Here is a 23,824-nt window from a genome sequence, read left to right as displayed (position 1 = left end):
GGCGTGGAGGTTCGTTTCCAGAAGGACGAAGCCTTGCCACCGGTCCCCCTGGACGCGGAGCGGATGACCCAGGCGCTGCTGAACCTGTTCCTCAACGCCATCCAGGCGACGGAGCGAAACGGTGTGCTGGAGGTATCCGCGCGCCGCGAGGGCAGCCCTGGCCGACTGTCCGTGCGCATCGCCGACACGGGCAAGGGCATGCCCCCGGATGTCATCGCCAACATCTTCAACCCCTATTTCACCACAAGGCCGTCCGGCACAGGGCTGGGCCTTGCCATCGTGCACCGGGTGGTGGAGGGGCATGGCGGGGAGATCAAGGTGGAAAGCCAGCCCGGCACCGGGACCACGTTCACCATCCTGCTGCCCCTGGAAGGGCAGGCTGCATAGGAGATCGAAAGGTGAAGCCCTCCAAGACGAAACTGCTCGTTGTCGATGATGACTCCGGCCACAGGAACATGCTGCTCACGCTCCTGGCCGACTGGGGCTACCGCGTTGAAGGCACGGAGGACGGCGACTCCGCAGTGGCCCTGTGCCATCAGCGTCCCTACGACCTGATCCTGATGGACGTGCGCATGGCCGGGCTTTCCGGCATCGAGGCGCTCAAGGAGATCAAGGCCTACAACCCGGCCATCCCTATCCTGATCATGACGGCCTACTCCAACGTGGAGTCGGCGGTGGAGGCCATCAAGGCCGGAGCCTACGACTACCTCACCAAGCCCCTTGATTTCGACGACCTCAAGCTGACGCTGGAGCGCGCCCTGGACCATACGTCCCTGCGCGACGAGAACAAGGCCTTGCGCGTGACCCTGGCCGCCTCCTTTGATCCGGGCGGCATCATCGGCTCAAGCCCCCCCATGCGCCAGCTCCTGGACATGCTGTCCACCATCGCCCCCTCCGAGGCCACCGTGCTCATCACCGGCGAGTCCGGGACGGGGAAAGAACTCATCGCCAAGGCCCTCCACGCCAACAGCTCCCGCAAGAATGGCCCCTACGTGGCCGTCAACTGCGCAGCCTTGACCGAGACCCTGCTGGAGTCGGAACTCTTCGGGCATGAGAAGGGGGCCTTCACCGGGGCCGAGAGGCGGCGCGATGGCCGGTTCCAGATGGCGGACAAGGGAACGATCTTTCTCGACGAGATCGGTGAAATCTCCATGACCATGCAGGTCAAACTCTTGCGGGCCATACAGGAACGGGAAGTCCAGCGGGTGGGCGGGGACCACGCCATCAAGGTGGACGTGCGCATCCTGGCCGCCACGAACCGCGACCTCATGCACGAGGTGGAGCTGGGGCGCTTCCGGCAAGACCTCTATTACCGGCTGAATGTGGTCACGCTGTCCTTGCCGCCGCTCCGTGACCGTGTTGAGGACATCCCGCTTCTCGCCACGCATTTCCTGAAGAAGTTCGCGTCCAAGAACGGCAAGCAGGTCAAAGGATTCACCCCCGAGGCCATGGACCGGCTGCTCAAATATCCCTGGCCGGGAAACGTGCGGGAGTTGGAGAACGGCGTGGAGCGGGCCGTGGTGCTGCTCGCGGGCGAGTACATCCGCGAGCAGGACTTGCCCTCAGCCATCGCTCTGAGCGGCGCGGGTGCCTCGCCAGCCGGGGTGAACATCCAGGATATGACCCTTGACGAGATCGAACGGGTGGCAATCCTGGATGCGCTTGAGGGCGCTGGCGGGAACAAGAGCGAAACGGCCCGGAAGCTGGGCATCACGCGGAAGACGCTCCACGCCAAGCTCCAGCGGTACGGAGTGCAGTAGCTTTATGAGGACCCCAAAGAGCGAGTCCCTTTGCCTGGCTTGTCATCTCTTGTCAGAGCCCTTTGACCGCCGGGCTTGCGAGATTGTAGCTAATTGGGCTTGGGCATGTTTTTGCACAAGCTGAACCTCCCATATAACGATTAGCCTCTGTTGCCTGACGATTTGCTGGCTGTTCGTGTAGATCAGTGCTTGCCCCCCAGCCCATCCTACTGCGCCGCTTTACTTCTCGCCACGACCGCAGGATGGGTTAGACGGCGTTCGGTGGTGAGCCGCAATATTCCTCCTGCTATTCTGGGCGTTGTGCCCTATTGTGAATTACTTGTTTCTATTTGACGTATTTGATTTTCCGTGGCTATACCCCCCGTGCGGAACAGAATCAGGACCGACAGATCGGGGGCACATATCGTGGGTATCATTGGCGACGTGGCAGGCATCGACATCGGCTCACGCAGCATTGAGCTGGTGGTCATGCGTGGGGCAGAGGTCGTGCATACAGCCAAGGCCGCCACCACCTTCGACCCCGTGGGCCAGTGCCGGGCGCTGCTCAAAGACGTCTTTGCCACACGTGTCGTGGCCACGGGCTATGGCCGCAAGCTCTTCACCGAGGCCTTTGACGGCGACGCCCGCCTGGGCCGCGTGTCCGACATCACCGAGATACAGGCCTACGCTCTGGGTGTAACTCGGCTCTTCCCTCAGGCACGCACCATCCTCGACATCGGCGGTCAGGACTCCAAGGTCATCAGCCTGGGGCCGAACGGCCGCGTCCTGCGCTTCGAAATGAACGACCGCTGCGCCGCCGGAACCGGCAAGTTCCTGGAGATCATGGCCCTGTCGCTCCAGGTGCCGCTCACGGACTTCGGGGCCTTTGCCCAGTCCGGCGACACGCGCATCCCCATCAACAGCATGTGCACGGTCTTCGCCGAGAGCGAGGCCACCAGCCTCATGGCGCGCGGGGAAAAGGCGCAGAACATCGCGCTGGGCATCCACCTGGCCATCATGCAACGCATCCATTCGATGTTGCGGCGGGCGGGCCAGGACGGCCCCCTCGTCTTCGCCGGGGGCGTTGCGCGCAACCCCTGCGCGGTGGAGTTGTTGCGCGAAATCACCGGAACCCAGTGCCTGGTGCCCCAAGACCCGGACCTGGCCGGGGCCTTGGGCGCCTGCCTGCACGCCCAAAAACTCCTGGAGAACGACAATGACTGAAGCATCCAAGGCTCCGACCCTCGCCAAGTTTGCCAGCCCGGTGGACCGCTTCCACCTGGAGCTTGAGCCTCTGAAGGAGGCGGGCATGAAGCTTGCCGGAATATACTGCGTGTTCGCTCCGGTGGAGCTTGTGCGCGCCGCCGGGGCCGTTTCGGTCGGCCTGTGCGGCAAGAAGCAGGCCCCCATCCCCGAGGCCGAGCGCGTGCTGCCCGCCAACCTCTGCCCGCTCATCAAGTCCAGCTTCGGCTATGCCGCCACCGCCACCTGCCCGTATTTCAACGCCACGGACTTCATCCTGGCCGAGACCACCTGCGATGGCAAAAAGAAGATGTTCGAGCTGATGAACAGCATCAAGACCGTGCACATGATGCGCCTGCCCACGGACAAAAGCCCCGAGGCCCAGGCCCTGTGGCTGGCGGAGATGCGCCGCCTGGCGGCATTTCTGGCCGAGCGCACCGGCCAGACCGTGACGGACGAGGCCTTGCGCCGCGAGATCGCCCTGCAAAACAGAATTCGCCGCGCGCTGCTGGATGTGGCCGCCTTCATGTCCGAGGCGCGGCCACCCATCTCCAGCCTGGACCTGATGGGGGTGTGCGAGTCGCGCACCTTCGTGCTGGACCAGGAAGCCTACCTGAACGACCTGCTGGCCTTGCGCGGCGAGCTTGAGGAACTGCGGGCCAAGGGCTCCTCGCCGTACAGGCAGGGCGCGCCGCGCATCCTGCTCACAGGCACGCCCGTGGGCCGTGGCTCGGAAAAGGTGCTGCGCCTGCTGGAGGAAGCCGGGGCCGTTGTGGTGGTCCTGGAAAACTGCACCGGGATCAAGGGCGTTGTCGGTCTGACGGACGAGAACGCGGCCGACCCCTTTGCGGCCCTGGCCAAGCGCTACCTGGACACGCCCTGCTCGTGCATGAGTCCCAACACGGGACGCTTCGCCCTCATTGACGACCTGACCAGGCAGTTCCAGCCCACGGGTGTTGTGGACCTCGTCTGGCAGGCCTGCCACACCTACAGCGTGGAGTCCCACAGCCTGAGCCGCCACGTGACCGAAGACCTGGGCCTGCCCTTCCTCAAGATCGAGACGGACTACACCGAGTCCGACGTCGAACAGCTCAGAACCCGCATCGAAGCCTTCCTGGAACTGCAAACGCATTGAAACAAGGAGCCCTGTCATGAACAAACCCGCACTCCCCGGCAAACGCCTCGCAGGTCTTTTCTGCGCGCTGCTTTTCAGCCTGGTCTTGGCTTCCAGCGCCCTGGCCCAGAATCTCCCGTCCTACAAGCTCTCCTACGTGCTCACCACGCACCACACCCCGCTCATGGTGGCAGCGGTGAAGGGCGAGGAGTTCAAGAGCTTCGGCACCTACCTCAGGCCGCTCATCCCGCGCGAGAAGTATGAGCTGGTCTCCGGCGGCAAGGCCATCGCGGTCATTGACCTTGTTCTGGCCAAGAGCGGCTCCGAGACCTCCACCATGTTCGCCCAGAAGCAGGTGGACCTGGCCATGGCCTCCATGACCGCCATCATGGCCGGCATCGACAAGGGCACCCACATGCACATCGTGGCCCCCCTGCAGACCGAGGGCATGGCCCTTGTCGCTCCCAAGGATGCGCCCTTCAGCACCTGGGACACCTTCCTGGCCCATGTGAAGGCCGCCAAGATGCCCGTGAAGGTCGGCTACCATTCGCCCACCAGCGCGCCCAAGATTCTGCTGGAGCGCGCGCTGAAGCAGGCCGGGGTCGCTGTCACCGAGAACCCCAACGACTTCGCCGCCAAGGTCCTCCTGGCCGACCTGAAGGAGACCAGCAACATGCTCCCGGCCCTGGCCACCAGGCAGGTGGACGCCATCGTCGGCCCCTCGCCCTTTCCGGAAGTGGCCGTGAGCAAGGGCGCGGGCAAGATCGTGTTCGACCAGCGCGACATGCCGCCCAAGGGCTTCTGGCACGACTTTCCCTGCTGCGTGGTGGTCGCCAGCGACGACTTGATCAAGACCAACAATCCGGTGGTGAAGGCCCTTGTGGGCCTGACGCTCAAGACCAACGCCTGGAGCAACGCCAACCGAGGCGAGGTGGCCAAGATCACCGCCGACTGGATCGGCATCAGCCCCGACGCGGCCAAGGCCTCGTCCCTGGTGTTTCTGCCGCAGTTCACCCAGGGCTGGATGCGCTGGGCCGGGGTGTATCTGGAACTCCTGGACGGCATGGGCAACTTCAAGGGCAGCCTCAAAGGCAAGAAGCTCGACGAGGTGAAGCCGCTGTTGTTCGACTTCAGCTTCGCCGGCCAGCCCAAGAAGTAATCACCGGGCCATGAACCAGCGCATCACAAGCTTCTTCCTGCCGCTCGTCGTCCCGGCCCTGTTCCTCTGGGGCTGGGAGACGACGGCGGTGCGCGTGGCCAACGACATCATCCTGCCGCGCCTGGGCGACGTGCTGGCCGTGCTGGCGCACCCTATCCAGCCCATCATCGGCATGGGTTCGCTTTTGTCCAACGTCGGCATCAGCTTGGCGCGGGTGCTCTTCGGTTATCTCGCGGCCGTGGCCCTGGCCATCCCGCTGGGCATCCTCATGGGCTACTGTGCGGGCGCACACCGGTTGCTGAACAACTTCCTCTCCGTGTTCCGGCCCATCCCGCCCCTGGCCTGGACTCCGCTCATGCTGGCCTGGTTCGGCATCACGAGCCCGGCCACCGTCTTCAACATGGAAATCGGCCCGGCCTACATCTTCTTCAACAACTTGAAGTTCTCCATGGCCTTCATCATCTTCATCGGCGGATTCTTTCCGGTGCTCACAAGCAGCGTCCACGGGGTGCGCAGTGTGCGCCGGGTGCTCATCGAGTCCAGCCTGGTGCTGGGCGCCAACCGGCTGGACATCTTCCGCAAGGTCATCCTGCCCGCAGCCTCGCCGTCCATCCTCACGGGCATGCGCATCGGCCTGGGCGTGGCCTGGATGTGCCTGGTCTCGGCCGAGATGCTGCCCGGCAGCCTCTCCGGGGTGGGCTATCTCATCACCCATGCCTACACCGTGGGCCGCCAGGACATCGTCATCACGGGCATGGTCTCCATCGGGGTCATGGGCGCGCTCATGGACCAGGGCTTCCGCCTGTGCGAGCGCAGGATGCTGTTCTGGAGGGGGATGTCCTGATGAGCGCCAAGCACGCCCTCACCATCGAAGCGGTGAGCAAGGTCTTTCCCCTGGGCCGGGCCAACGGCCAAGGCAAGACCGTCACCGCCCTCGACAGCACCAGCTTCAAGGTGCTCAACAACGAATTCCTGTCCATCGTGGGGCCCTCGGGCTGCGGCAAGTCAACGCTGCTGCGGCTCATGGCTGGGCTGGACACCCCGACCACGGGCCAGGTCGCCTACCAGGGCCAGGCCGTGCAGAAGCCCACGGGCAGGATCGGGCTGGTGTTCCAGGACTACTCCCTGCTGCCCTGGCGCACGCTGGTGCGCAACATCAAGCTGGGCCTGGAATTCCAGGGGCTGCCCCGGCGGCAGGCGCGGGACAAGGCCCTGGAGTATCTGGAACTGGTGGGGCTGGCTGCATCCAAGGATGCCTACCCGCACGAGCTCTCCGGCGGCATGCGCCAGCGGGCGGCCATCGCCCGCGCCCTGGCCGTGGAGCCGGACGTGCTGCTCATGGATGAACCCTTTGGCGCGCTGGACGCGCACACGCGCCTGCTCATGCAGCGCGAGCTCTTGGCCATCTGGGAAAAGCACCGCAAGACCGTGGTCTTTGTCACCCACAGCATTGACGAGGCCGTGTACCTCTCTGACCGAATTGCGGTCATGGACAAGGACCCTGGCCGAGTCATTGAGGTGCTGGACGTGGACCTGCCCCGGCCCCGCACACGCAAGAATCCCGACTTTGGCAAGCTCACGGAGTCCATCCTGGAGATGCTCAAATACTAACGCCCAACGTGGAGGAAGCGACATGTCAAAGCATGTGACTTTGGATTGCCGAGGCCTGTCCTGTCCCGGCCCGGTGCTGCGCGTCATCGACGTCCTGGAGAAGGGCGCGCCCGAGACCCTGGAGGTCCAGGTGGACGACCAGGCAGCGCAAGAGAACGTCACTCGCCTGCTCACGGGCAAGGGCTTCACCGTCACGGCGGAGGAAGGCCCCGGCCGCATCGTGCTCAAAGCTGCGCGCGGGACTTCCGCCCAAGCTGACGCCTCGCCCCAGCCCCAGAGCCAGGAAAAGACAGTGGCCTTCATCACGGCGGACAGCATCGGCCGGGGCAATGACGAGCTGGGCGGCAAACTCATGCTCGCCTTCCTGGCCACCCTGCCGGAACTGGGCACGAGCCTGTGGCGCATTGTGCTGGTCAACGGCGGCGTGAAGCTGGCCTGCGAAGGGCACCCGGCGTTGGAAAAGCTGGAGGCCCTGGCAGCGTCCGGCGTGTCCATCCTGGTCTGCGGCACCTGCCTGAACTTCTTTGAGTTGATGGAGAGAAAACGCGTGGGCGAAACCACGAACATGCTCGATGTGGTGACGAGCCTGGGTTTGGCGGGGAAGATCATCCAGATTTAGCTTCTGATGTGGCGCAAGCCCACCCTTACCAAGGCCGTGACCTCGCTTGAGGCAAATGAGGCAAGGGAAGCCGCCGACATGGATCGTCCATGTCGGCGGCTTCGCGTATGGAGACGGATACAGCTGCGTCCCTGCCCGAGCGGAAAGAATGTAGAGACGGCCAAGGAATAGGAAATCAAGGAAACGGGGCGAGGCGAGGGCCTTGCTGTTCGGATGATCGTTGCCATGCTCGTCGCCACCTTGAAGCGACGGAACGAAAGGAAAAAGGAAAGAAGGAAAAAGGAAAGCGGCCCCACAGGGGCCGCCAAGGAAACGAAAGGAAAAGCTTCGGCTAGAATCCGCCACCGCCTTGGAGAAGCATTGCGGCTATGGCCGCCGCTACTGCTGCGGCAGGCAGGATGGTAACGGCGCGGAACCTAAGCTGCCAAGCGCGAGCGGCCTCCACAGCCTCCCTCTGGAGATGCTCAAGGTAGCTGGCCCAAGCATCCAGGTCGAACAGCACGGCCTTGCCGGGCTTGACAAAGATCCCTGCCCGCACGATCTCCAAGGCTGCCTTTTCCCGCCACCCCCACAGGGTTCTTTCTGGCAGCCCAATTTGCTTGGCTGCTTCCGATACGGTGACGTAGCGCCCAGGCTGAAATTTTGTGGTCGGCGCTTGAAGATCAATGGACTTCTGCTTTCTCATGCTCCCCTCCAGGAAGAGTCTTTGTTCATTTCCGTTCCTCGGTCGGGCTGCAGCCGAGGAACCTTTGCGTTGATACGAGTAGCCCTGTGCGACTGGCGCCTTACCCAACGTGTTTCTACTGACCACATAACACACTGATATCGTAAAGCAAGAACCGAAAATCCCTGAATGTGTCAAGCGGGCCATGTTTTTTGGCTCTGCGGGTGGCGGCTGCTGATGCCTGGATCACTTTTGCTCTGGCTCCGGTCCCCATATTGAGGACGGGCTGAGAGCCTGTAACGCCTTGTTGACGGCGATGGTGAGCCGCGAAACCTCAAAATAGGACAGAAACCGCTCCGCCTCGGTGTTCCCCCGTGCCACTCGGCAAACCTGAAGAAACTGAACCTTGTCCTTCTGCCGCACGGTCACACGTAACCCTTCGTGCTCCGTTCCCAAGATGATGCCCGGCTCGCCGCTTGGAAGACGCCCGCGCAGGAAGCAGTCGAGCACCGCCTTCAGGCCGGCAAGCGGCTCAAGGTCTGAACAGGGCCAGCCCAGATAGCTGGCCGCTACCTGCGTCCACCTACGCTTTCCGAGCTTCTCATCCGACACGCCCGCAGAAATTGCCAGTTCAAACCCATCGATGTTGTAGTTGAGGCTCATGGTGTCCGTCCTTCTGCGCCTAACGCCTGGGGTTCCAAATTTTGAGCCAATCCTCGTCCGTCACGTCCCTATCCAGAAGATACGACACACGCCCAAAATGAAGCTGCGTATCCCACGTTGCCGTTCTCAGGCTGAAGTACGCAGCCAGTAGCTTTGGGGAGTGTTGCAGGATGTGTCGGCTGACCCGCCGCCATATCCACGCCTCTACCTCCGTCGCCTCCTGTCGGGCGTCAAAGGCGTAGCGCGCCCAATGATGCCATGACCGAACAGCGGCATTGATCTGCCGTAGCTTATGTTCTGGTGAAGCGTCCGATGCCAAGGCCCCCCTGACGCTCTCCTTGAGTCGCTGCACAGTGGGCTCTGACATCCGTGCCTGGAGCTTGCCCTCGGCTACCCTGACCGACCATTGGAGGATATCCACCGCTCCCCCACGTAGGTCGACCCAGGCAACGCCATCCGCACTGAACGGCCTCCGCGCCAACAACCACAACTCGTCTTCATGCCACATGAACGCGGCCTGATGCTCTCTCGCTAACGCGAGTGCTTGTTCGGCGGCGGCGCGCCAAACCAATCCGCCTAGGACGTATCGCGTAAAGTTGGCGCGCAGGGTATCGCCCAACGCGTGGCCGAGCAACGCTTCTGCATGTGCGAGGAACGCATCGTCCGTAATTTTGGCTGCCGCAGCTCCCGGTGCAACCTGCGCCGTAGCCCAGTCGAACGAGAAGCGGCCAAGGCAAGGACGAGCGCAGCGGTTGATCTCGACGCGCAGCCAGCTCATCGCCACGCCCGGCCCCCACCACGGGCGCCAGTAGCCTCTTGCCTGGTTGGACAGAGGCGCCAGTACGAGCCACGTCGCGTAAAGGTCTCGGAACACCTCCGCTATCTCCAACTGTTTGGCCGCAGCGCGCGGCATGTAGTGCTCGACGAGCATCGCGGCTACCGCTTGGAAGCTATCCCGCTCCACATACCGCATCAGATCCACATGCCGCCCGGCTAGGGCTAGGGAACGCTGCGCCCTCCTCACGAGCGCAACGTCCCCCGGCCCAGGCCGATATTGCTTGCTGATGCCCACCCGCTACTCGCCGGCTTCAGCGGCTGGAGCCTTCTTCGCAAGCTCCTTTTCTGCCTTGATTAGCTCGCCATTCAGCCAGGCGCTGAACTCCGGCTGCAAGCTAAACTCCCATCCCTTCGCCGTGCATGCCTCACGGACGGCCTTATACTTGTTGTAGACCTCCTCGTTGACCTTTATGTTGACCTGCTTCTCCAGTCGTTCGGTTCTGCGAATGATTCCCATCTGCTTGTCCTTGGCTAGGGTTGCGGGCGCGGCCCGATTCCCCCCAAGGCTACGATCGCGCTGGAGGCAAAAGCAAATTTTTCAAGAGGGTCAGCACAATATTCTTCAACTTTTTTTATGAGGTGACGGCTAGCGCATTCGTCTGAGCCGAACCTGCTGTCAGGACGGGAGAAGTCATGTCCATATTTGAGGTGGACTGTCTTCGAGCATTTGCTTCCCGCTGCCTCTTGACCCAGCACTCCGGCGCCGTGATATGCTGACCTCAAACCCGCATCACGATCAGCTGGTCATCACGCCAGCACGGCCGCAGTGGACGTCACACACGTGCCGCAGAAGGATGCGACAATCCGAACAAAGGAGGAAGAGAAGGACCAGGAGAAGTGCGTCCCGGATAAATGGCGCTGCCGATGACCACGGAGTTCAAGGCGAGGACAAGACTCGCCGCAATGTGGTCACGGCGCCGCTCATTTGGAGGCTCGTCTCCACCGAACGGATCAGAATCGTAGGACTGCTGTATGACCCAGAGCAAACTACTTGTTAGCCGACAAGTATCCGCAGCCTAGCCAGCACGGATGATTCCAAGTTTGCTCGTACCGGAAAGCCGCGTGCGATGGAAACACGCCTGCGCGGTTTGGGAACCAGCTACACAAGCTACCCGAGGCTATCACGGGGTGTGAAGTGTTGTTGAGTTCATGCCTGTCTTAGGTGGTGCGCCTGGATAGGCCAAATGTCGTAAGCCCCAGAAACTGGGGTCGCGGGACGGAACCTTCGCTCTATGAGAGCATGGGCCGTGACGCGTAAGGGACGAAGCGGCTGCGCGTGGCGAAACTGGGTGGCCCCCGGAGATAAGCACGATGCGGTTAGAGCAGCTTCGTTAACGGGCGAAAGCCCAACCCGCTCCATCATGGTGACGAGAGAAACCTTCGTCGTAAAACCCGAGAGATAGCACCGTAGTAGCACTTTGCTGTGACACCTCGGAAGTTGAAAGGAGCGTATTCTGGGAATTATCGCCCCAGATGTGAACGCTCGGGTACAGAAGGCACCTAAAATGGATACCGACATGTGAGGTAAGAACTCACGGCGGCGTACTGCCTGGTCAGCATGCTGGCTAGGCAAGTGCCGTATTGGCTGAATCAGGGATGTAATCTGTTCGTCAGCGATGACGAGCAGAACACAGAGACTTCATAGTAACCTCCCCTTAGGGCAACGTCTGCGTCCGACCTTGTGTAAAGAGCACAAGGCGATTCCTGGTTGGCTACCAGGGTGTAAGCGAAGGACAGACGCGGCGAGGAAATGCGCCGAGGCGAAGGAAGTCAGGTGGGTCTAAGCAGAGATTCTGATTACGTTTGGATTTGGATATCTAGAAGAGGGGCCGCAAGGCCCCTCTTTACATCGCTATCGCGGGTAAGCATAAAAAGCCGTACCAAGCCAAAAAGAAAAGGCTCCCCGAAGGGAGCCTTTTGTCATATCGCCGCCAACTTTGCGGCAGGTTCATCCCGGCGACCGGGGAACTGTGGCAGACTACCGGAGCATTCTGTCTGTTGTTTCCTCCTGGCTGCCGCGTTTTTTCGAGCCCACGAGCTCGCCGTGCTCGTCCCGCAGCTCGCCTTCTTCGGCCTGTTTGTAGTCCATCAGGTATTCAAGCTCCTCGAGAGCCTTGGCCTGAGACAGCGCCGGGTAGATGGCCTGCACGCGCTTGCCGTTCGCACACTTGAGCAGTGCAACGTATCTCATGCTGATCTTCCTTTGCTCATTGCGAGCCTGCGTTTTGCGATGGAGGCAATTGCCACAGTCGCAGTGATTTTGAGTGTTCTCGTGCGTCGCTTCACTGTCCCTCCTTTATCTAAAACGGTTCCGTTTGCTTTAAGCGAACCACACCTCATTTCCTTAAGTCAATGGGATAAGATTAATATTATTCGAGGCTTGACATAATTTTTGTTTTTGATTCGGTGGCGCCGAAGTAATGCTCTTGAACGTGGCAAGGTTCAGGCCCCTCCCTTGGGCAGGCGCGGTGAGGTCACGGAGCTGCCCTGGCGCCTCCAAACCGTAGCGGGCCGGAGCCCCTGAAAAAGAAAAGCGGCCCCACAGGGGGCCGCTCAGGGAAAACGTCTGTTTGTCGCGGCTTTGGACGGAGGGGGCTGCCGTTGGGCAACCTTCACGGGGGGGCTAGTCGTCGTTGGAGCAAGAAGACCAGCAGTCGTCGTCGCTGAAGGAATCGTCGTCGTCGCTGGATAGCCATGAGTTGTCATCAAGGCTGGAGTCAAACATGTTGTGGTAGATGTTGCACCCCAGGTGGGCGTATGTGATGTCGGTGAGCATGCTCGTCAGCATCGGTATGCCGCACATACCTATGCCAAAGCCATCGGCGCTGCTGCCAGTGTCCCAGAAATCCTCCTCCTCCCAGTAGGCACGGTCGTCGGAGATCACAGTCTCTTCGGTGGTCTTTTCCCTGGTGCGCAGGTACCAGGCAATCGCCGCAAAAATGATCGCGCTGATGATGAGTCCGGCCATGTTCTTCTCCTGGTTTGTTCCTTTTGACCTGCTGCCAATATAGCAGATATAGGCAAAAGAGCCCAGGAGAAAGTGATCAATTTAAGCATGTTGAATATCTTTCTGGTAGTGTGTGGCTACTTGGGCGGTAGTTTTTAGGGAGGTGCTTGAGATGCCCATGCCATTTGCCCCGGTGGAGTTGGACCGGGTTGGTTGAGGAGGCACTCCGCAAGACTCTGGAGATACCGCATAGGGCACCACCGGCTTCCCCATTTTGAACAGCATCATGCCGGCATAACAACCCAACAGCTATCTATGACCGGAGCCCCCCGAAAACATCTCCGACCGTCGCCCGCAGCGGACAGCCAGCGCGAGCAAGCGGCACACTGCAAGGCGCGGCGTAGCCGCCCCCGGAAGGGGTCGCCTTGCGGCGTGCCGCGCTCGTGCTACCCTGCGGGTAGCGATGGTTGGCGGAAGGAAACAAGGCGGAAGGAAACAAGGCGGAAGGAAGCTGGAACGACCGGGTGTTGCAATTCGCTAGCGCACGGCAGGCTGAGATGCCCTTTGAAACAATTTCCCCCGAGGCACTCCAGGGGGGGCTCCCAAGGCAATCCAGGCGTGGTAATCGGCTCCTGTCTTATCCGAGACTTTCAACAAAGGAGCTTTCATGCCGATCGTTTATGTCCTCACCACCCTCTCCTGCAGCATCGTCCTCCCCGGCTTATCACGGCGCACCGGGGAGCCGTGCCGCATCGTTTCGACCCGGCAGTTGATCCTCGCCTGCGACCATGCCGAGGCCATCAGCCTTGTTGGCTGCCTCGATCCTCGCGGCGAAGTCTTCCGTGTCGCAGTGCGCGACATCGTGGGCGTCCAGCAGCGCCTGATAGCCTACGCCGAGAATCTCTCCGTGGATGGTAGGGTCATCCAGACCTTGGAGGCTCTGGCTCCAGCCTCGTTCCGTTACGACGCGTCCGGAACACCTTACACATACGGTTCTCTCGGCGCGCAGGATTCTGTCGAGCTCATCGGCGCCTGGCCGTCGCAGAACGGCGACATCACAGCGCAGATGCTGCCAGTGTGCGGCCTCTTGATTCCAGTGGCAGACCCGCTCATTCCGCCGTTCCGTCAAGTCGGACACTTGTGGCCGCATGGTGATTTCGCAAGGCCCGCCGGTTCGGAAATCGTGTCATTTGTCAGGGCACCGGGCGTGATGTTCGCAGCCCGATATCCGCTTGAACTGGCGGCGCGGGTCATCGTGCGCAACGTCAGCATGTGGGGCGAGTCGTGGGCGCCGGGTGAGATTTCGGCAGAAGCGAAAGAGACCGCTGCGGATATCACCCGGCAGTTTAGGCCGCGGCGACACACCCCTCTGACGCACGACATACTGCGCAGCGCCTCGGAGCGGCCGCCACTGGAGGACGCTGGGGACTTGCGGCATGACTATGCGCCGACCTCCCCAACTGCGCGCATGATATGGCACAACGGACGCACGCGTTCAGGCGTATGTCTTTCGGCCGATAATTGGGCGGTGGACAAGCTCTTCATCACGCCGCACGAGTGGGACGTTGAAAGCCTAGGCAGACTCAAGCTGCTCGGAAAAGGGATCATCAACATCCACCATTAGCAACCCACGTTCAAAGAAATGTGGGCGAGAGGGATCTCTTCCTCTCGCCCACGAGGTGCCGGAGGATTTGTTCTCCGGTTCAAGAGCTGCCCACATCAGCTCGTCGGTTTGTCGTCCTTCTCGCCATTTCGAAGTCCCGCCCGTTCCGCTACTGCGGCGATACCACGCCGCAACACGTCATCTTCGGTATGCTCGTAAATCTTTGCATTCGTTACGGTAGTATGCCCAGTTAGCCCCATCGAAGCGAGCAGGCCGACTTTACGTTTCACCCAGGTTGCGAAAGTGTGCCTGAAGTCATGAATCCTGAATCCAGCGAGACCAACGCTATCTCGGAGCTTCCTCCACCGGTATTGCATTGCGCTGTAAATGCTCGCCCCTTTCTCGCGATGAAAAACAATCTCTGCGTCCTTGAGCCCGATTTCGTTTGCTTGATTGATTAGATCCAAGGCTTCTCGGCCCAGTGGCACCGTTAGAAAACAATCATTTTTCTCGTCAAAAAATTCAGCCTCCTCGAATTCCATATCAACCTTGTCTCTCCGCAATGAGCATATTTCGCCTAGTCGGCGACCGGTCAAGAGCGCGAACAGAAGCCCTAAGGCGCACATCCGTTCCACAAGCGGCTTGGTATCCCCGCCGTAGCCTTGAAGTGTGGCCAGCAGATGTTTTGCCTGTTCGGGGGTAAGTGCTCTTCCGATGGCGTTTTTGACTTTCACAGTTACTTTTTTGGATGGATTGAACCCACGGTAAATTTTTTCGTCATATGCCCAATTATACAAGCGTTGCATCAAGTGTAGCACGTGTCTGCGTGTGGCAGGCGCAAGCGGTTTTCCGACGCGGGAAAGTTTGCCCTCCAACGCTTTGAGGAACGTCGAGACATCAGCGCGGGAGATGGCGTCAGCTCGGCGGTTGGCGAAAGCAGGGGCGAGATAGTCACGCCAGCGTTGCTCATCTTTTGGCCAGGTTTTCTTGTGTTCATCGGCAGTTGGATCCTTGGCTAAAGTGATGTAGCGCTGGAATATCTCGCCGAGGGTGATGCCCTTTCTTACAGCCTTCGGGTTGATATTCCGGTCAAGCTGGGTGCGTATCTGAAGCTCAACCTGCTTGGCTTCGGCCATGGTGTTCGCGAAACGCGTATGTTTCCGTGTCCCTCGACCGCCTTCCCTGATGACGACTTGGTAGCGTGTCCCGCGATCCTTTTTTGCCTTCCCACATTTTGGACAAACGCGCTTCTTCTCGCTATACACTGCCTTGCACGCACACACGACTAAGATAGCCATCGGTTACCTCCGCTCTCCATTTTGAAGGCCGCATCCCACGGGACACTAACGGGACACGAGCAACAGTATAAGTCGGGATTGAGCGGTGTCAAACGGGAAATTGCGGAAAGCTGTTTCAGCGCATAGTCGCTGTATTGATTGTATAAGTGCTGAAAATCTGATAGATTGACTCGAGGAATGATAGCCACTGAGGGGGGAATGATTCCCCCCGGACCCCCTCATGGCAAGCGAAAGGGCTTGGGACGAGCAAAGCTCGTCCCAAGCCCTTTCGCTTGCGGAGGTGTCGGGATGGGGGTGTCTCCCTTGCCATCACCAACGTTCCTTAAACGGGCGTTTCCCCTCAATCGGTCCGGCGCGGATTATCGGTGCGCAGCGCCGCGAAGCCGCGCCGGGCCGATTGGCGGGGAGTGCGCAAAGCCGCCCAGGCCAGCCCTGCCCGCTGCCTTGGGCAGCGCCCTCGACGGGCGTCACGCCCGGCGAGCCTGCGGATTCCAAAGGGCGCATGCCCTTTGGCGGGGTCCAGGGGCGGCGCCCCTGGTGTCTTGCGGGTTTCGTCCCGCCGTCCCGCCGTGCTGGACGGCCCCTTGCCCTGGCGCGATTGCCCGCGTAGAAACGGCCTATGATCAAAAAACGCAGCGAACCGAAACCGTATGCACCGGCCCCGGGCGAGGTGTCTGGCGAGGCCAGGCGCTCAGGCTTCAAGCTTTTGCCGCCGCAGGCCGAGGCCTTGTCCGGTTATTTGACGCTTCTGCTCAAGTGGAACAGGTCCATGAATCTGGTTGGCCGCTCGGACTGGCCCGGCGTGTTCCGTGATCTGACGGCGGACAGCCTGCACCTTGCGGAGTTTTTGAAGGGCCTGGCCCTGCCTGAAGCGCCGCTTTGCCTGGATTTGGGCGCCGGCGCTGGTTTGCCGGGCATCCCATTGCGCGTGCTGTGGCCCGATGGCGACTATGTGCTGGTGGAGCTGCGCGAGAAGCGGGCGATCTTTCTGTCCCAGGCCGTGGGCACGGTGAAGTTGCCGCGCACCTTTGTGGTGCATGGCCGGGCCGAGGTGGTGCTGGCCGAGCTGCCGAAGCTCAAGCTCTCGCAGCCCAGGGAGCGGGCGGATGTGGTGCTCAGCCGGGCGTTCATGCCCTGGCCGCAGCTGTTGCCCTTGGCTGCTGAGCTGTTGGCTGAAGGCGGACGGCTGGTGGTGTTGGCCAACGAGCCGCCTCCGGTGGGGCAGGGCGATGAGCTGGGCGTTGGCTTCCGGCTGGAGTCCAGCCTCGAGTATCCTGCGGACGGCCGCAGCCGTTATTTCTGGTCGCTTGTTTTGGCCAGCGCCTGAAGCATGCCGCCCTTGAAGATGAGCTTGGTGGCCAGCTCGTCGGCCTGATCCGCCAGGTCCATGAGCTTTTCCAGATAGCCAAGAATGGCCTGGCGGCGCTCCTCGTCTCCGTGTTCGAAGTCAAACTCCAGGTCGCCGGAGTTGAAGTAGTCCGTGAGCTTGTCCAGGTGGGCTGTATCGAGCATGTGCGTGTCCTTTGAGGCGTATCTGTTTGGCGCTAGTCGTGGTGGTATGGCAGGCCCTTGTTGATGCTGGCGGCGCGGTAAAGCTGCTCAAGCAGCACCACGCGGGCCAGCTCGTGCGGCAGGGTGATGCGCCCGAGGGAGAACATGGCCCCGCCCGCCCTGGCGCGCTCGCGCACCTCGTCCGACAGGCCGAAGGCCCCGCCCACCAGAAACCAGGGCGTGCGCGCAGCGTCTTCCCAGGCCTTGAGTTTCACAGCCAGCTCGCGGCTGGACCAGATTTCGCCGCGTTCGTCAAGTATCACCGGCACCGCGCCTGGCGGGAGCTTGGCGAGCAGGTCGCGGCCTTCGCGCAGGGACTTCTCCGCAGGCGGGCAGGCGGCGGGCGCGTCCTTCACTATGACGACCTCGCAGCGAGCCAGGCGCGAGAGCTTGAGCGCGTAGAGATCCGCCGCATCGCGCAGGCAGCCCTCCCGGCATTTGCCCACGAACAGGCAGCCCAGGCCTGCGGCCACTAAATTTGCCCCAAGCTGGCCGAGAGCCTGCCGTCTCTCAGCTCCACGCGGATAAATCCGCCGTCGTCCAGCAGCCCCGGATTCAGCACGTGGCAGCGGCCCAGGCGTTCTTCGCCCAGGCCCTCGTGGATGTGGCCGCAGACGCAGATATCGGGCTGGGCGTCTTCAAGAAAGGCGCGCACGGCGGTGCTGCCGACGTTCATTCCGTTCGGCAGGCGGTCCAGGCGCGTGCCGTGGGGGGCGTTGTGGATGATGGCCAGGATGTGTCCGCCCCTTTCGCCGTGGGGATAGGCAAGGGACTTGGCCTTGGCGTGGGTTTCAGCCAGCCACACGGCCATTTCCTGCTCCGTGGTTTCGCTGGGGGTGCCGAAGGGCGTGGTGATGGAACAGCCAACGCCCATGAGGGCAAGGCTGGGCGCCAGGAGCAGGGCCTGCCGGTGGATGTTCTGCCCGCGCAAGGCCAAGTGCTCGGTGACGCTCGGTCCGTCCATATTTCCCACCTGGGCAAGGACGCGCGGATTGGCGCTCAGGGCGGCGCTCATAACCACTTCGGCCTGGGTCGGTCCGCCCCGGTTGGTAAGGTCGCCGGAGATGATGAGCGCCTCTGCCTCGGCAATGCCGGGTATCCGCTTGAACATGCCCGTGCTCTCGTGCACGTCCCCCACCACTATCCAATACATCTGCCGCCCCCTCGGGTTGTTGCGAATATGTTCTATCCTTCATTCATTGTTGGTGAATGGCGTAGATCCCTACCAGGATGTGCGGATTTTTTCACTTCCATTCGAGGCGGTCATAGCATACACAAATTTGCGGCGCAAAGGGTGCGGGGGTGCCCGAAACCGGCCTTTCAGGGGGGGATAATGAACGAAGCGAGTCAAGAAAAAGACAGGCTACGGAAAATGTTGGTCGAGCAGCGCCTGGCGCTCTCGCCGGATGAGGTCAAGCGCGCCAGCCTGGCCGTTGCCGAGCGCGTGCGCGCCCTGTCTGAGTGGAAGAACGCCTGGTCGGTGCTGCTGTACTGGCCCATCAAGAACGAGATCGACACGCGGCCGCTGCTGGTTGAGCTGTGGGAACGCGGGGCCATTGCGCTTCTGCCGCGTTGTCGGCCGGAGCAGCCGGGCTTCATGGACTTGTGCGCCTGCACCTGCGAGGAGGATCTCACCGAGGGCTCCTTCAACATCATGGAGCCTGCGCCCTGCTGCGCCACGCGCGAGGACTCGGGCGAGAACTTCGTGCCGGACCTGGTGCTGGTTCCCGCCGTGGCCTTTGATGCCCACGGCTACCGCCTGGGCTTCGGCGGCGGCTACTACGACCGGCTGCTGGCCCGGCCCGAGATGGACGAGGCCGTAACCATCGGCCTGTGCTACGATTTCCAGCGCCTGCCGGTGCTGCCGACCAACGCCTGGGACGAGCCTGTGCAGGCCGTGTGCACCGAAAGCGAGCTCAAGTGGTTCCGCTAGGGGCCATAGCCTTCAGCTTCCCTGGCTTGGAGGGGATCTCGTGCGCCTTCACCACGCGCCAGGGCGGCGTGAGCCTGCCGCCTTTTGACGGGGCCAACCTGTCCTATGACGTGGGCGACGATCCGGCTCACGTGACCGCCAACCGCCGGGCCTTGGCGCGGCAATTGGGAATAGGCTCCTGGTGCGAACTCAAGCAGGTCCACGGCGACGTGCTGCACATCGGTCCTGCGGCCACGCCTTTGGACGCGGCCTCCTCACTGGAGGGCGACGCCCTGGCGACCTCGACGCCCGGCCTGGCCCTGGTCATCAAGACCGCGGATTGCCAACCCATCTTGATCGCGCATGAGTCTGGCCGCTTCGTGGCCGCCCTGCATGCGGGCTGGCGCGGCAACGTGCTGAACCTGCCGGGCGGCGCGATGGCGCGCCTTTGCGCCCATTATGGCTGCGAACCTCGCGAACTCTATGCCGTGCGCGGCCCCAGCCTCGGGCCGGAGCGCTCGGAGTTTATCCATTTCGCCCAGGAGTTCGGCCAGGAGTTCCTGCCGTTCTTCAGCCGCAAGGCCGATACCGTGGACCTGTGGCGGCTGACCAGGAGCCAACTGGAGACCGCCGGTCTGTTGCCGGAACGGATTTTTGGCATCGACCAGTGCACTCAGTCCAACCCGCAGGACTTCTATTCCTACCGCGCAAAGCGCACCACCGGGCGCATGATGTCGCTCATATGGATGCGCGGCGGCGCGGAATAACCTCCCGGTGAACCTTCCCGTGCGAGGCTTTTTCAAGTACGAGGGACGCTAACCCCTTGTGAGTGAGGTTTTTTCAATGCTTCGAGGAATCTACCACGTAACGTTCCAGTCCAGCCTTGCCACCATGGGCGAGGGGATCGTCGTGTTTGACGCCTGCGGCGTGCACGGCGCAAACGACACCCATGTGTTTCGGGGGCTGCAGGCTGGCGGCGGCGATACTGTGCTCCTGACTGTTGAGATCCGGCACATGCAGGGCGAGAAATATCCGTCCTTCGGTCCTTTGCAGGCCATCAACCTTGATGTTGAAGTGACGGAAAACCGGGTCGACGGATTCCGCGCTCTCGGCACCATCCGCGAGGCCAAGGGAATCCGTCTGAATGTGGTGGGGCGGAAGCTGGGAGAGCTTGCGGAGTAAGCCCAGGGAAGTGGCAGGCTAGCGTTGCAGGCTGCTCAGGATGGCGATGACGAGCAGCACGATGACGACGCCCATGAGCACCCGCACCGAGAGCCAGGACGGTTGCTTGGACGCTGCTGGCTGAACCGGAGGCCGCACGGGCTGCTGCACGGGCGGCGGCTGGAAACGCTCAAGCGTCTTGCGTTTGCCCCAGCGGTAGCCCACGAACACCAGCAGAAGCGCAATGAGCATTCCAACTTTGGTGAACATGAGCGCCCCCGGTGATCAACACGTTTTCTGAATGACGAGCCTGCGATGAAAGACGGGGCGTCTCTCCATATGGAGAGACGCCCCGTTTTGTTTTGGCTAGATGACCTTGTTCAGCGGATACTCGATGATGCCTTCTGCGCCCAGGGCCTTGAGCTCGGGTATCAGGTCGCGCACGACGCACTCTTCGACCACGATCTCAACGGACAGCCAGGCCGGATCGGACAGATTGCTCACCGTGGGCGAGGTCAGGCTGGGCAGAAGCTTGCCCGCCTGGTCCATCTTGGCCTTGGGCATGTTCATCTTGAGGCCCACCATGCGTTCAGCCTTGAGCGCGCCCTGCAGCAGCAGGTTCATCTTCTCGATCTTGGCGCGCTTGAAGGGGTCTTCCCAGGCTTTCTTGTTGGCGATGAGCCGGGTGTTGGTCAAAAGCAGATCCTTGATGATCTTGAGGCCGTGGGCGCGGATGGTGGTGCCGGTCTCGGTCACCTCCACGATGGCGTCGCACAGGCCCTCGACCACCTTGGCCTCGGTGGCGCCCCAGGAGAAGGCCACCTCAACCGGGATGTTGCGCTCGGCGAAGTAGTTCTTGGTGAACTGAACCAGCTCCGTGGCGATCTTCTTGCCCGCCAGGTCCTCGGGCTTGGTGTAGGGTGAGTCGCCGGCCACGGCCAGCACCCAGCGCGCGGGCCGGTTGCTCACCTTGGAGTACACAAGGTCGCTCACCACCACCACATCGGAATTGTTCTCAAGTATCCAGTCCTTGCCCGTGAGGCCGACGTCGAGCACGCCCTGTTCGACGTAGACGGACATTTCCTGGGCGCGGCACATGCTGCAGGAGATCTCTTCGTCGTCGATGTCGGGGAAGTAGTTGCGGGAGTGCAGGCGGATCTTCCAGCCGCTCTTTTCAAACAGCTTGAGGGTGGCGTCTTGCAGAGAGCCTTTGGGAATGCCCAGCTTCAGTTTTTTCGGTTCGCTCATTTTCCGTAGACCTCCTTGGGGTCGAATACCATAGGCGAGCACTCGCGTTCGGTGTCGCCGGCAAGTTCGCGGTAGAAACAGCTTTTGCGGCCCGTGTGGCAAGCCGCCCCGCCCAGCTGGGTCACCTGGATCAGCACCGTGTCGGCGTCGCAATCCAGGCGGATGGTATGGACCTTCTGCACATGGCCGGAGGTGCCGCCCTTGTGCCACAGCGTGTTGCGGCTGCGGCTGTAGTAATGCACCTCGCCGGTCTCAAGCGTTTTGTCCCAGGCTGCCTCGTTCATGTAGGCCAGCATGAGCACCTCGCCGGTCTGCGCCTCTTGGGCGATGACAGGGACGAGGCCGCTGCATTTGGCAAAATCAGGTCTGAGCATGGAAACCTCGCGAAGAATCGTCTGCGTGCGGGGTTTTCCCGCCTTGCAGCGAGAGCGGGTATACGCAATCCGGCCTCGGTTGTCCAACGCGCCCGGCGAGAGCCGCATAAATCCGATTTTTTGGTGGGGAATGTTCTGTGCCGGATATCACAAGGCCCTGGAATCCGCATAACCAGATGGTTGTGAAGGGGAATTATTTCATACAAAATGTGGCAATATCGCGAGGCTCCCTTGACTCGGTTGACGGAATTCGGTAGTCACGGGGAAGACAATATTCCCTACTTTTCTGGCGGAATTTCGTGCTGGCTGCCTTTCCGGAGCTGCGTGAAGTGACTTGTTCATGGTTGAGGCAAACCCTCTCAAACGTACGAGGCAAGGAACAACAACATGGAAAAAGGAAGAGTGCTGCTGCTGAGCGCCGGGACCCTGTTTGTCCTGGCCGTGGTCTCGATCCTGAGCCTTGAGGCGCAGGGGGTCGGGGAGACGCAGGCAAATGCAGCCGCCAGGGCCGACGTGGTGAAGATCGACGCCATGAAATCCCTGGGCGCGCTGGAGCTGCCGCCTGTCACGTTCTTGCATGACAAGCACACGGCGGCCGTTGAAAAGGCTGGCAAGGACTGCAAGTCCTGCCACCTGGAGAAAGACGGCAAGCTCGTGGTCAAGTACATGCGCGAGAAGGACACGACCTCGGCTGAGGTCAAGACGATCTACCACAAGAACTGCATCGGCTGTCACACCGACCTTGCGGGCAAGGGTCAGAAGACCGGTCCCTTGGACGGCGACTGCCGCTCCTGCCACGATGGAAAGAGCAAGATCGTCTCCACGAAGCAGCCTGCAGGCTTTAACAATGCCCTGCACTTCCGCCACACCGAGACGAAGGAGATCCCCTCGGATCTCAAGACCGAGTCCGGCGAGGCCGTGAAGGACAACTGCAACCGTTGCCACCACGAGTACAACAAGGAAACCAAGAAGACTTTCTACGCCAAGGGCAAGGAAGAGTCCTGCCGCGTGTGCCACCTGCAGAAGCCCAGCAAGGAATCTCGCAGTTTGGCCGAGGCCTCCCACGCCTCCTGTGTGAGCTGCCACCTCTCCCTTGCCAAGGCTGGCAAGAAGGAGACCGGCCCGGTTAATTGCGCCGGCTGCCACAGCAAGGACGCCCAGGACAAGATCGCCGCCAAGAACAAGGAAGCGGTCGCCAAGGCTCCCGAGGGCACCAAGCTCATCCGCCGCGGCCAGCCCGACCTGACCCTCATGAGCATCGAGAAGCCTGTGGAAGGCATGAAGCCTCTGGCCATGAGCCCGTCGGTGTTCAACCACAAGGCCCACGAGAAGAGCGTGGACACCTGCCGCAGCTGCCACCACAAGGAGCTGAAGGCCTGCAACAAGTGCCACACCCTCTCCGGCAGCAAGGAAGGCGGCTTTGTGCAGCTTGAGCAGGCCATGCACCGCGCCACCGCGAAGCAGAGCTGCGTGGGCTGTCACAACACCAAGAAGGCCGAGCCCAAGTGCGCCGGTTGCCACGACCAGCTGAAGGCGCGCAAGAATCCGCCCCAGGCCTCGTGCAAGAAGTGCCACATCGGCGGCAAGCTGAGCGTTCCGGCTGAGCCCGGCTCCATGCCCGCCTACTGGAACATGAAGCCCGAGGAAAAGGCCGCGGCCGCCGCGACCCTGCTGAAGGACCGTCCTGAGAAGGCCGATATCTTCGCCATCGACGACATCCCGGAAAAGGTCATCATCAAGAGCATGGTGAACGAGTACGAGGCGTCTGAAATGCCGCACCGCAAGATCGTGCTCAAGCTCGCGGAGAACATGAAGGACTCCAAGATGTCCGGCGTGTTCCACGCGGACCCCGGCACCCTGTGCCAGGCCTGCCACCACAACACCCCTGCAGGCAGCAAGAAGCCGCCCAAGTGCGTGAACTGTCACGGCAAGCCCTTTGACGACAAGCAGCCCAGCCGCCCGGGCCTCAAGGCCGCGTATCACGGTCAGTGCATGGGCTGTCACAAGTCCATGGCCCTGAAGAAGCCCCTCAATACGGATTGCGCGGGCTGTCATAAGGAAAAGAAGAAGTAGGCCGGACCC

27 protein-coding genes are annotated in these 23,824 nt (G+C 61.6%); 14 read left to right on the top strand and 13 right to left on the bottom strand.

The annotated features are described in order from the left end of the window. The 8 genes from Q8O35_RS02525 to yedF form a co-directional block, all read left to right on the top strand. Positions 1-387 (top strand): PAS domain-containing sensor histidine kinase (locus tag Q8O35_RS02525; protein ID WP_305570247.1); only part of this gene is annotated, 387 nt, incomplete at its 5' end. Between the two features lie 68 nt (positions 388-455). Further along, a complete protein-coding gene (locus Q8O35_RS02520) occupies positions 456-1,760 on the top strand; it encodes a sigma-54-dependent transcriptional regulator (protein ID WP_371133083.1) in 1,305 nt (434 codons plus the stop codon). 405 nt (positions 1,761-2,165) lie between these two features. Continuing rightward, positions 2,166-2,963, top strand: coding sequence for an acyl-CoA dehydratase activase (locus Q8O35_RS02515; RefSeq protein WP_305570243.1), 798 nt, complete (start codon positions 2,166-2,168; stop codon positions 2,961-2,963). After that, complete coding sequence (locus Q8O35_RS02510; RefSeq protein ID WP_305570241.1) at positions 2,956-4,116, top strand: double-cubane-cluster-containing anaerobic reductase; 1,161 nt, start codon at positions 2,956-2,958, stop codon at positions 4,114-4,116. The genes Q8O35_RS02515 and Q8O35_RS02510 overlap by 8 nt, the downstream gene beginning before the upstream one ends. A gap of 16 nt (positions 4,117-4,132) precedes the next feature. Further along, on the top strand, positions 4,133-5,254 hold the full coding sequence (locus tag Q8O35_RS02505; protein WP_305570239.1) for an ABC transporter substrate-binding protein: 1,122 nt from the start codon (positions 4,133-4,135) through the stop codon (positions 5,252-5,254). Positions 5,255-5,264: 10 nt separating this feature from the next. After that, positions 5,265-6,098, top strand: coding sequence for an ABC transporter permease (locus tag Q8O35_RS02500; RefSeq protein ID WP_305570237.1), 834 nt, complete (start codon positions 5,265-5,267; stop codon positions 6,096-6,098). Further along, positions 6,098-6,865 (top strand): ABC transporter ATP-binding protein, encoded by a 768-nt coding sequence (locus tag Q8O35_RS02495; protein ID WP_305570235.1) that lies wholly within the window; start codon positions 6,098-6,100, stop codon positions 6,863-6,865. Before Q8O35_RS02500 ends, Q8O35_RS02495 begins: the two co-directional genes overlap by 1 nt. Before the next feature lie 22 nt (positions 6,866-6,887). Further along, positions 6,888-7,484, top strand: a complete 597-nt coding sequence (gene yedF / locus Q8O35_RS02490; RefSeq protein ID WP_305570233.1) for a sulfurtransferase-like selenium metabolism protein YedF — start codon at positions 6,888-6,890, stop codon at positions 7,482-7,484. Positions 7,485-7,815: 331 nt separating this feature from the next. On the opposite strand, the gene Q8O35_RS02485 is transcribed toward yedF, so the two are convergent. The 6 genes from Q8O35_RS02485 to Q8O35_RS02460 all read right to left on the bottom strand — a co-directional run bounded on the left by Q8O35_RS02485 (position 7,816) and on the right by Q8O35_RS02460 (position 12,616). Then, complete coding sequence (locus tag Q8O35_RS02485) at positions 7,816-8,169, bottom strand: hypothetical protein (RefSeq protein WP_305570231.1); 354 nt, start codon at positions 8,167-8,169, stop codon at positions 7,816-7,818. Between the two features lie 225 nt (positions 8,170-8,394). Continuing rightward, positions 8,395-8,811 carry a hypothetical protein gene (locus tag Q8O35_RS02480; RefSeq protein ID WP_305570229.1) on the bottom strand — a complete coding sequence of 139 codons (417 nt, stop codon included), beginning with the start codon at positions 8,809-8,811 and terminating at the stop codon, positions 8,395-8,397. Between the two features lie 19 nt (positions 8,812-8,830). Continuing rightward, complete coding sequence (locus Q8O35_RS02475; RefSeq protein WP_305570227.1) at positions 8,831-9,793, bottom strand: hypothetical protein; 963 nt, start codon at positions 9,791-9,793, stop codon at positions 8,831-8,833. Between the two features lie 93 nt (positions 9,794-9,886). Continuing rightward, the gene (locus Q8O35_RS02470; protein WP_305570225.1) at positions 9,887-10,105 is read right to left on the bottom strand and encodes a hypothetical protein; all 219 of its coding nucleotides are present in this window, start codon (positions 10,103-10,105) and stop codon (positions 9,887-9,889) included. Between the two features lie 1,521 nt (positions 10,106-11,626). Further along, complete coding sequence (locus Q8O35_RS02465; protein ID WP_305570223.1) at positions 11,627-11,839, bottom strand: hypothetical protein; 213 nt, start codon at positions 11,837-11,839, stop codon at positions 11,627-11,629. Positions 11,840-12,271: 432 nt separating this feature from the next. Continuing rightward, a complete protein-coding gene (locus tag Q8O35_RS02460; RefSeq protein ID WP_305570221.1) occupies positions 12,272-12,616 on the bottom strand; it encodes a hypothetical protein in 345 nt (114 codons plus the stop codon). A gap of 646 nt (positions 12,617-13,262) precedes the next feature. Here Q8O35_RS02460 and Q8O35_RS02455 point away from each other — a divergent pair. Next, positions 13,263-14,219, top strand: a complete 957-nt coding sequence (locus Q8O35_RS02455) for a hypothetical protein (protein WP_305570217.1) — start codon at positions 13,263-13,265, stop codon at positions 14,217-14,219. 95 nt (positions 14,220-14,314) lie between these two features. Here Q8O35_RS02455 and Q8O35_RS02450 read toward each other — a convergent pair whose 3' ends face one another. Next, positions 14,315-15,334 carry a site-specific integrase gene (locus tag Q8O35_RS02450; RefSeq protein WP_305570215.1) on the bottom strand — a complete coding sequence of 340 codons (1,020 nt, stop codon included), beginning with the start codon at positions 15,332-15,334 and terminating at the stop codon, positions 14,315-14,317. Positions 15,335-16,115: 781 nt separating this feature from the next. Between Q8O35_RS02450 and Q8O35_RS02445 the strand changes: the two genes are divergently transcribed. Continuing rightward, the gene (locus Q8O35_RS02445) at positions 16,116-16,823 is read left to right on the top strand and encodes a 16S rRNA (guanine(527)-N(7))-methyltransferase RsmG (RefSeq protein WP_305570213.1); all 708 of its coding nucleotides are present in this window, start codon (positions 16,116-16,118) and stop codon (positions 16,821-16,823) included. On the opposite strand, the gene Q8O35_RS02440 is transcribed toward Q8O35_RS02445, so the two are convergent. The 3 genes from Q8O35_RS02440 to Q8O35_RS02430 are packed head-to-tail and all read right to left on the bottom strand — an operon-like array spanning position 16,790 to position 18,200. Next, on the bottom strand, positions 16,790-17,008 hold the full coding sequence (locus Q8O35_RS02440; protein ID WP_305570211.1) for a hypothetical protein: 219 nt from the start codon (positions 17,006-17,008) through the stop codon (positions 16,790-16,792). The genes Q8O35_RS02445 and Q8O35_RS02440 overlap by 34 nt on opposite strands. 32 nt (positions 17,009-17,040) lie before the next feature. Continuing rightward, entirely contained in the window at positions 17,041-17,520 is a 480-nt protein-coding gene (locus Q8O35_RS02435; protein ID WP_305570209.1) for a 23S rRNA (pseudouridine(1915)-N(3))-methyltransferase RlmH, read from the bottom strand. Further along, positions 17,520-18,200 carry a metallophosphoesterase family protein gene (locus Q8O35_RS02430; RefSeq protein ID WP_305570207.1) on the bottom strand — a complete coding sequence of 227 codons (681 nt, stop codon included), beginning with the start codon at positions 18,198-18,200 and terminating at the stop codon, positions 17,520-17,522. Before Q8O35_RS02430 ends, Q8O35_RS02435 begins: the two co-directional genes overlap by 1 nt. A gap of 180 nt (positions 18,201-18,380) precedes the next feature. Here Q8O35_RS02430 and Q8O35_RS02425 point away from each other — a divergent pair, with 180 nt between their 5' ends. From Q8O35_RS02425 to Q8O35_RS02415, 3 genes are all read left to right on the top strand, one after another. Continuing rightward, positions 18,381-18,980: a 5-formyltetrahydrofolate cyclo-ligase gene (locus tag Q8O35_RS02425; protein ID WP_305570205.1), complete on the top strand. Its 600-nt coding sequence runs from the start codon at positions 18,381-18,383 to the stop codon at positions 18,978-18,980. Positions 18,981-19,006: 26 nt separating this feature from the next. Next, a complete protein-coding gene (gene pgeF / locus Q8O35_RS02420; protein WP_305570203.1) occupies positions 19,007-19,726 on the top strand; it encodes a peptidoglycan editing factor PgeF in 720 nt (239 codons plus the stop codon). Between the two features lie 76 nt (positions 19,727-19,802). Then, the gene (locus Q8O35_RS02415) at positions 19,803-20,141 is read left to right on the top strand and encodes a GrlR family regulatory protein (protein ID WP_305570201.1); all 339 of its coding nucleotides are present in this window, start codon (positions 19,803-19,805) and stop codon (positions 20,139-20,141) included. Positions 20,142-20,159: 18 nt separating this feature from the next. On the opposite strand, the gene Q8O35_RS02410 is transcribed toward Q8O35_RS02415, so the two are convergent. From Q8O35_RS02410 to hisI, 3 genes are all read right to left on the bottom strand, one after another. Then, entirely contained in the window at positions 20,160-20,390 is a 231-nt protein-coding gene (locus Q8O35_RS02410; protein WP_305570199.1) for a hypothetical protein, read from the bottom strand. A 96-nt stretch (positions 20,391-20,486) separates the two neighbouring features. Continuing rightward, entirely contained in the window at positions 20,487-21,368 is an 882-nt protein-coding gene (gene hisG / locus Q8O35_RS02405) for an ATP phosphoribosyltransferase (protein WP_305570197.1), read from the bottom strand. Beyond that, positions 21,365-21,742: a phosphoribosyl-AMP cyclohydrolase gene (gene hisI, locus Q8O35_RS02400; protein ID WP_305570195.1), complete on the bottom strand. Its 378-nt coding sequence runs from the start codon at positions 21,740-21,742 to the stop codon at positions 21,365-21,367. Before hisI ends, hisG begins: the two co-directional genes overlap by 4 nt. A gap of 387 nt (positions 21,743-22,129) precedes the next feature. Here hisI and hmcA point away from each other — a divergent pair, with 387 nt between their 5' ends. After that, positions 22,130-23,815, top strand: coding sequence for a sulfate respiration complex hexadecaheme cytochrome HmcA (gene hmcA / locus Q8O35_RS02395; protein WP_305570193.1), 1,686 nt, complete (start codon positions 22,130-22,132; stop codon positions 23,813-23,815). Positions 23,816-23,824 lie beyond the last annotated feature (9 nt).

Origin of the sequence: Humidesulfovibrio sp. (assembly GCF_030689645.1) — a bacterium.
Classification (GTDB): domain Bacteria; phylum Desulfobacterota; class Desulfovibrionia; order Desulfovibrionales; family Desulfovibrionaceae; genus Humidesulfovibrio.
Note: the sequence above shows the minus strand (reverse complement) of the source record. Positions and strands in the feature narration are given on the sequence as shown.

Excerpts from the sequence above, each read along its gene's own strand:
- Q8O35_RS02520 (WP_371133083.1), top strand. The coding sequence starts at position 456 with ATGCTGCTCACGCTCCTGGCCGACTGGGGCTACCGCGTTGAAGGCACG.
- Q8O35_RS02510 (WP_305570241.1), top strand. The coding sequence starts at position 2,956 with ATGACTGAAGCATCCAAGGCTCCGACCCTCGCCAAGTTTGCCAGCCCG.
- Q8O35_RS02505 (WP_305570239.1), top strand. The coding sequence starts at position 4,133 with ATGAACAAACCCGCACTCCCCGGCAAACGCCTCGCAGGTCTTTTCTGC.
- Q8O35_RS02500 (WP_305570237.1), top strand. The coding sequence starts at position 5,265 with ATGAACCAGCGCATCACAAGCTTCTTCCTGCCGCTCGTCGTCCCGGCC.
- Q8O35_RS02495 (WP_305570235.1), top strand. The coding sequence starts at position 6,098 with ATGAGCGCCAAGCACGCCCTCACCATCGAAGCGGTGAGCAAGGTCTTT.
- yedF (WP_305570233.1), top strand. The coding sequence starts at position 6,888 with ATGTCAAAGCATGTGACTTTGGATTGCCGAGGCCTGTCCTGTCCCGGC.
- Q8O35_RS02485 (WP_305570231.1), bottom strand. The coding sequence starts at position 8,169 with ATGAGAAAGCAGAAGTCCATTGATCTTCAAGCGCCGACCACAAAATTT.
- Q8O35_RS02480 (WP_305570229.1), bottom strand. The coding sequence starts at position 8,811 with ATGAGCCTCAACTACAACATCGATGGGTTTGAACTGGCAATTTCTGCG.
- Q8O35_RS02470 (WP_305570225.1), bottom strand. The coding sequence starts at position 10,105 with ATGGGAATCATTCGCAGAACCGAACGACTGGAGAAGCAGGTCAACATA.
- Q8O35_RS02465 (WP_305570223.1), bottom strand. The coding sequence starts at position 11,839 with ATGAGATACGTTGCACTGCTCAAGTGTGCGAACGGCAAGCGCGTGCAG.
- Q8O35_RS02460 (WP_305570221.1), bottom strand. The coding sequence starts at position 12,616 with ATGGCCGGACTCATCATCAGCGCGATCATTTTTGCGGCGATTGCCTGG.
- Q8O35_RS02455 (WP_305570217.1), top strand. The coding sequence starts at position 13,263 with ATGCCGATCGTTTATGTCCTCACCACCCTCTCCTGCAGCATCGTCCTC.
- Q8O35_RS02450 (WP_305570215.1), bottom strand. The coding sequence starts at position 15,334 with ATGGCCGAAGCCAAGCAGGTTGAGCTTCAGATACGCACCCAGCTTGAC.
- Q8O35_RS02445 (WP_305570213.1), top strand. The coding sequence starts at position 16,116 with ATGATCAAAAAACGCAGCGAACCGAAACCGTATGCACCGGCCCCGGGC.
- Q8O35_RS02440 (WP_305570211.1), bottom strand. The coding sequence starts at position 17,008 with ATGCTCGATACAGCCCACCTGGACAAGCTCACGGACTACTTCAACTCC.
- Q8O35_RS02430 (WP_305570207.1), bottom strand. The coding sequence starts at position 18,200 with ATGTATTGGATAGTGGTGGGGGACGTGCACGAGAGCACGGGCATGTTC.
- Q8O35_RS02425 (WP_305570205.1), top strand. The coding sequence starts at position 18,381 with ATGAACGAAGCGAGTCAAGAAAAAGACAGGCTACGGAAAATGTTGGTC.
- Q8O35_RS02415 (WP_305570201.1), top strand. The coding sequence starts at position 19,803 with ATGCTTCGAGGAATCTACCACGTAACGTTCCAGTCCAGCCTTGCCACC.
- Q8O35_RS02410 (WP_305570199.1), bottom strand. The coding sequence starts at position 20,390 with ATGTTCACCAAAGTTGGAATGCTCATTGCGCTTCTGCTGGTGTTCGTG.
- hisG (WP_305570197.1), bottom strand. The coding sequence starts at position 21,368 with ATGAGCGAACCGAAAAAACTGAAGCTGGGCATTCCCAAAGGCTCTCTG.
- hisI (WP_305570195.1), bottom strand. The coding sequence starts at position 21,742 with ATGCTCAGACCTGATTTTGCCAAATGCAGCGGCCTCGTCCCTGTCATC.
- hmcA (WP_305570193.1), top strand. The coding sequence starts at position 22,130 with ATGGAAAAAGGAAGAGTGCTGCTGCTGAGCGCCGGGACCCTGTTTGTC.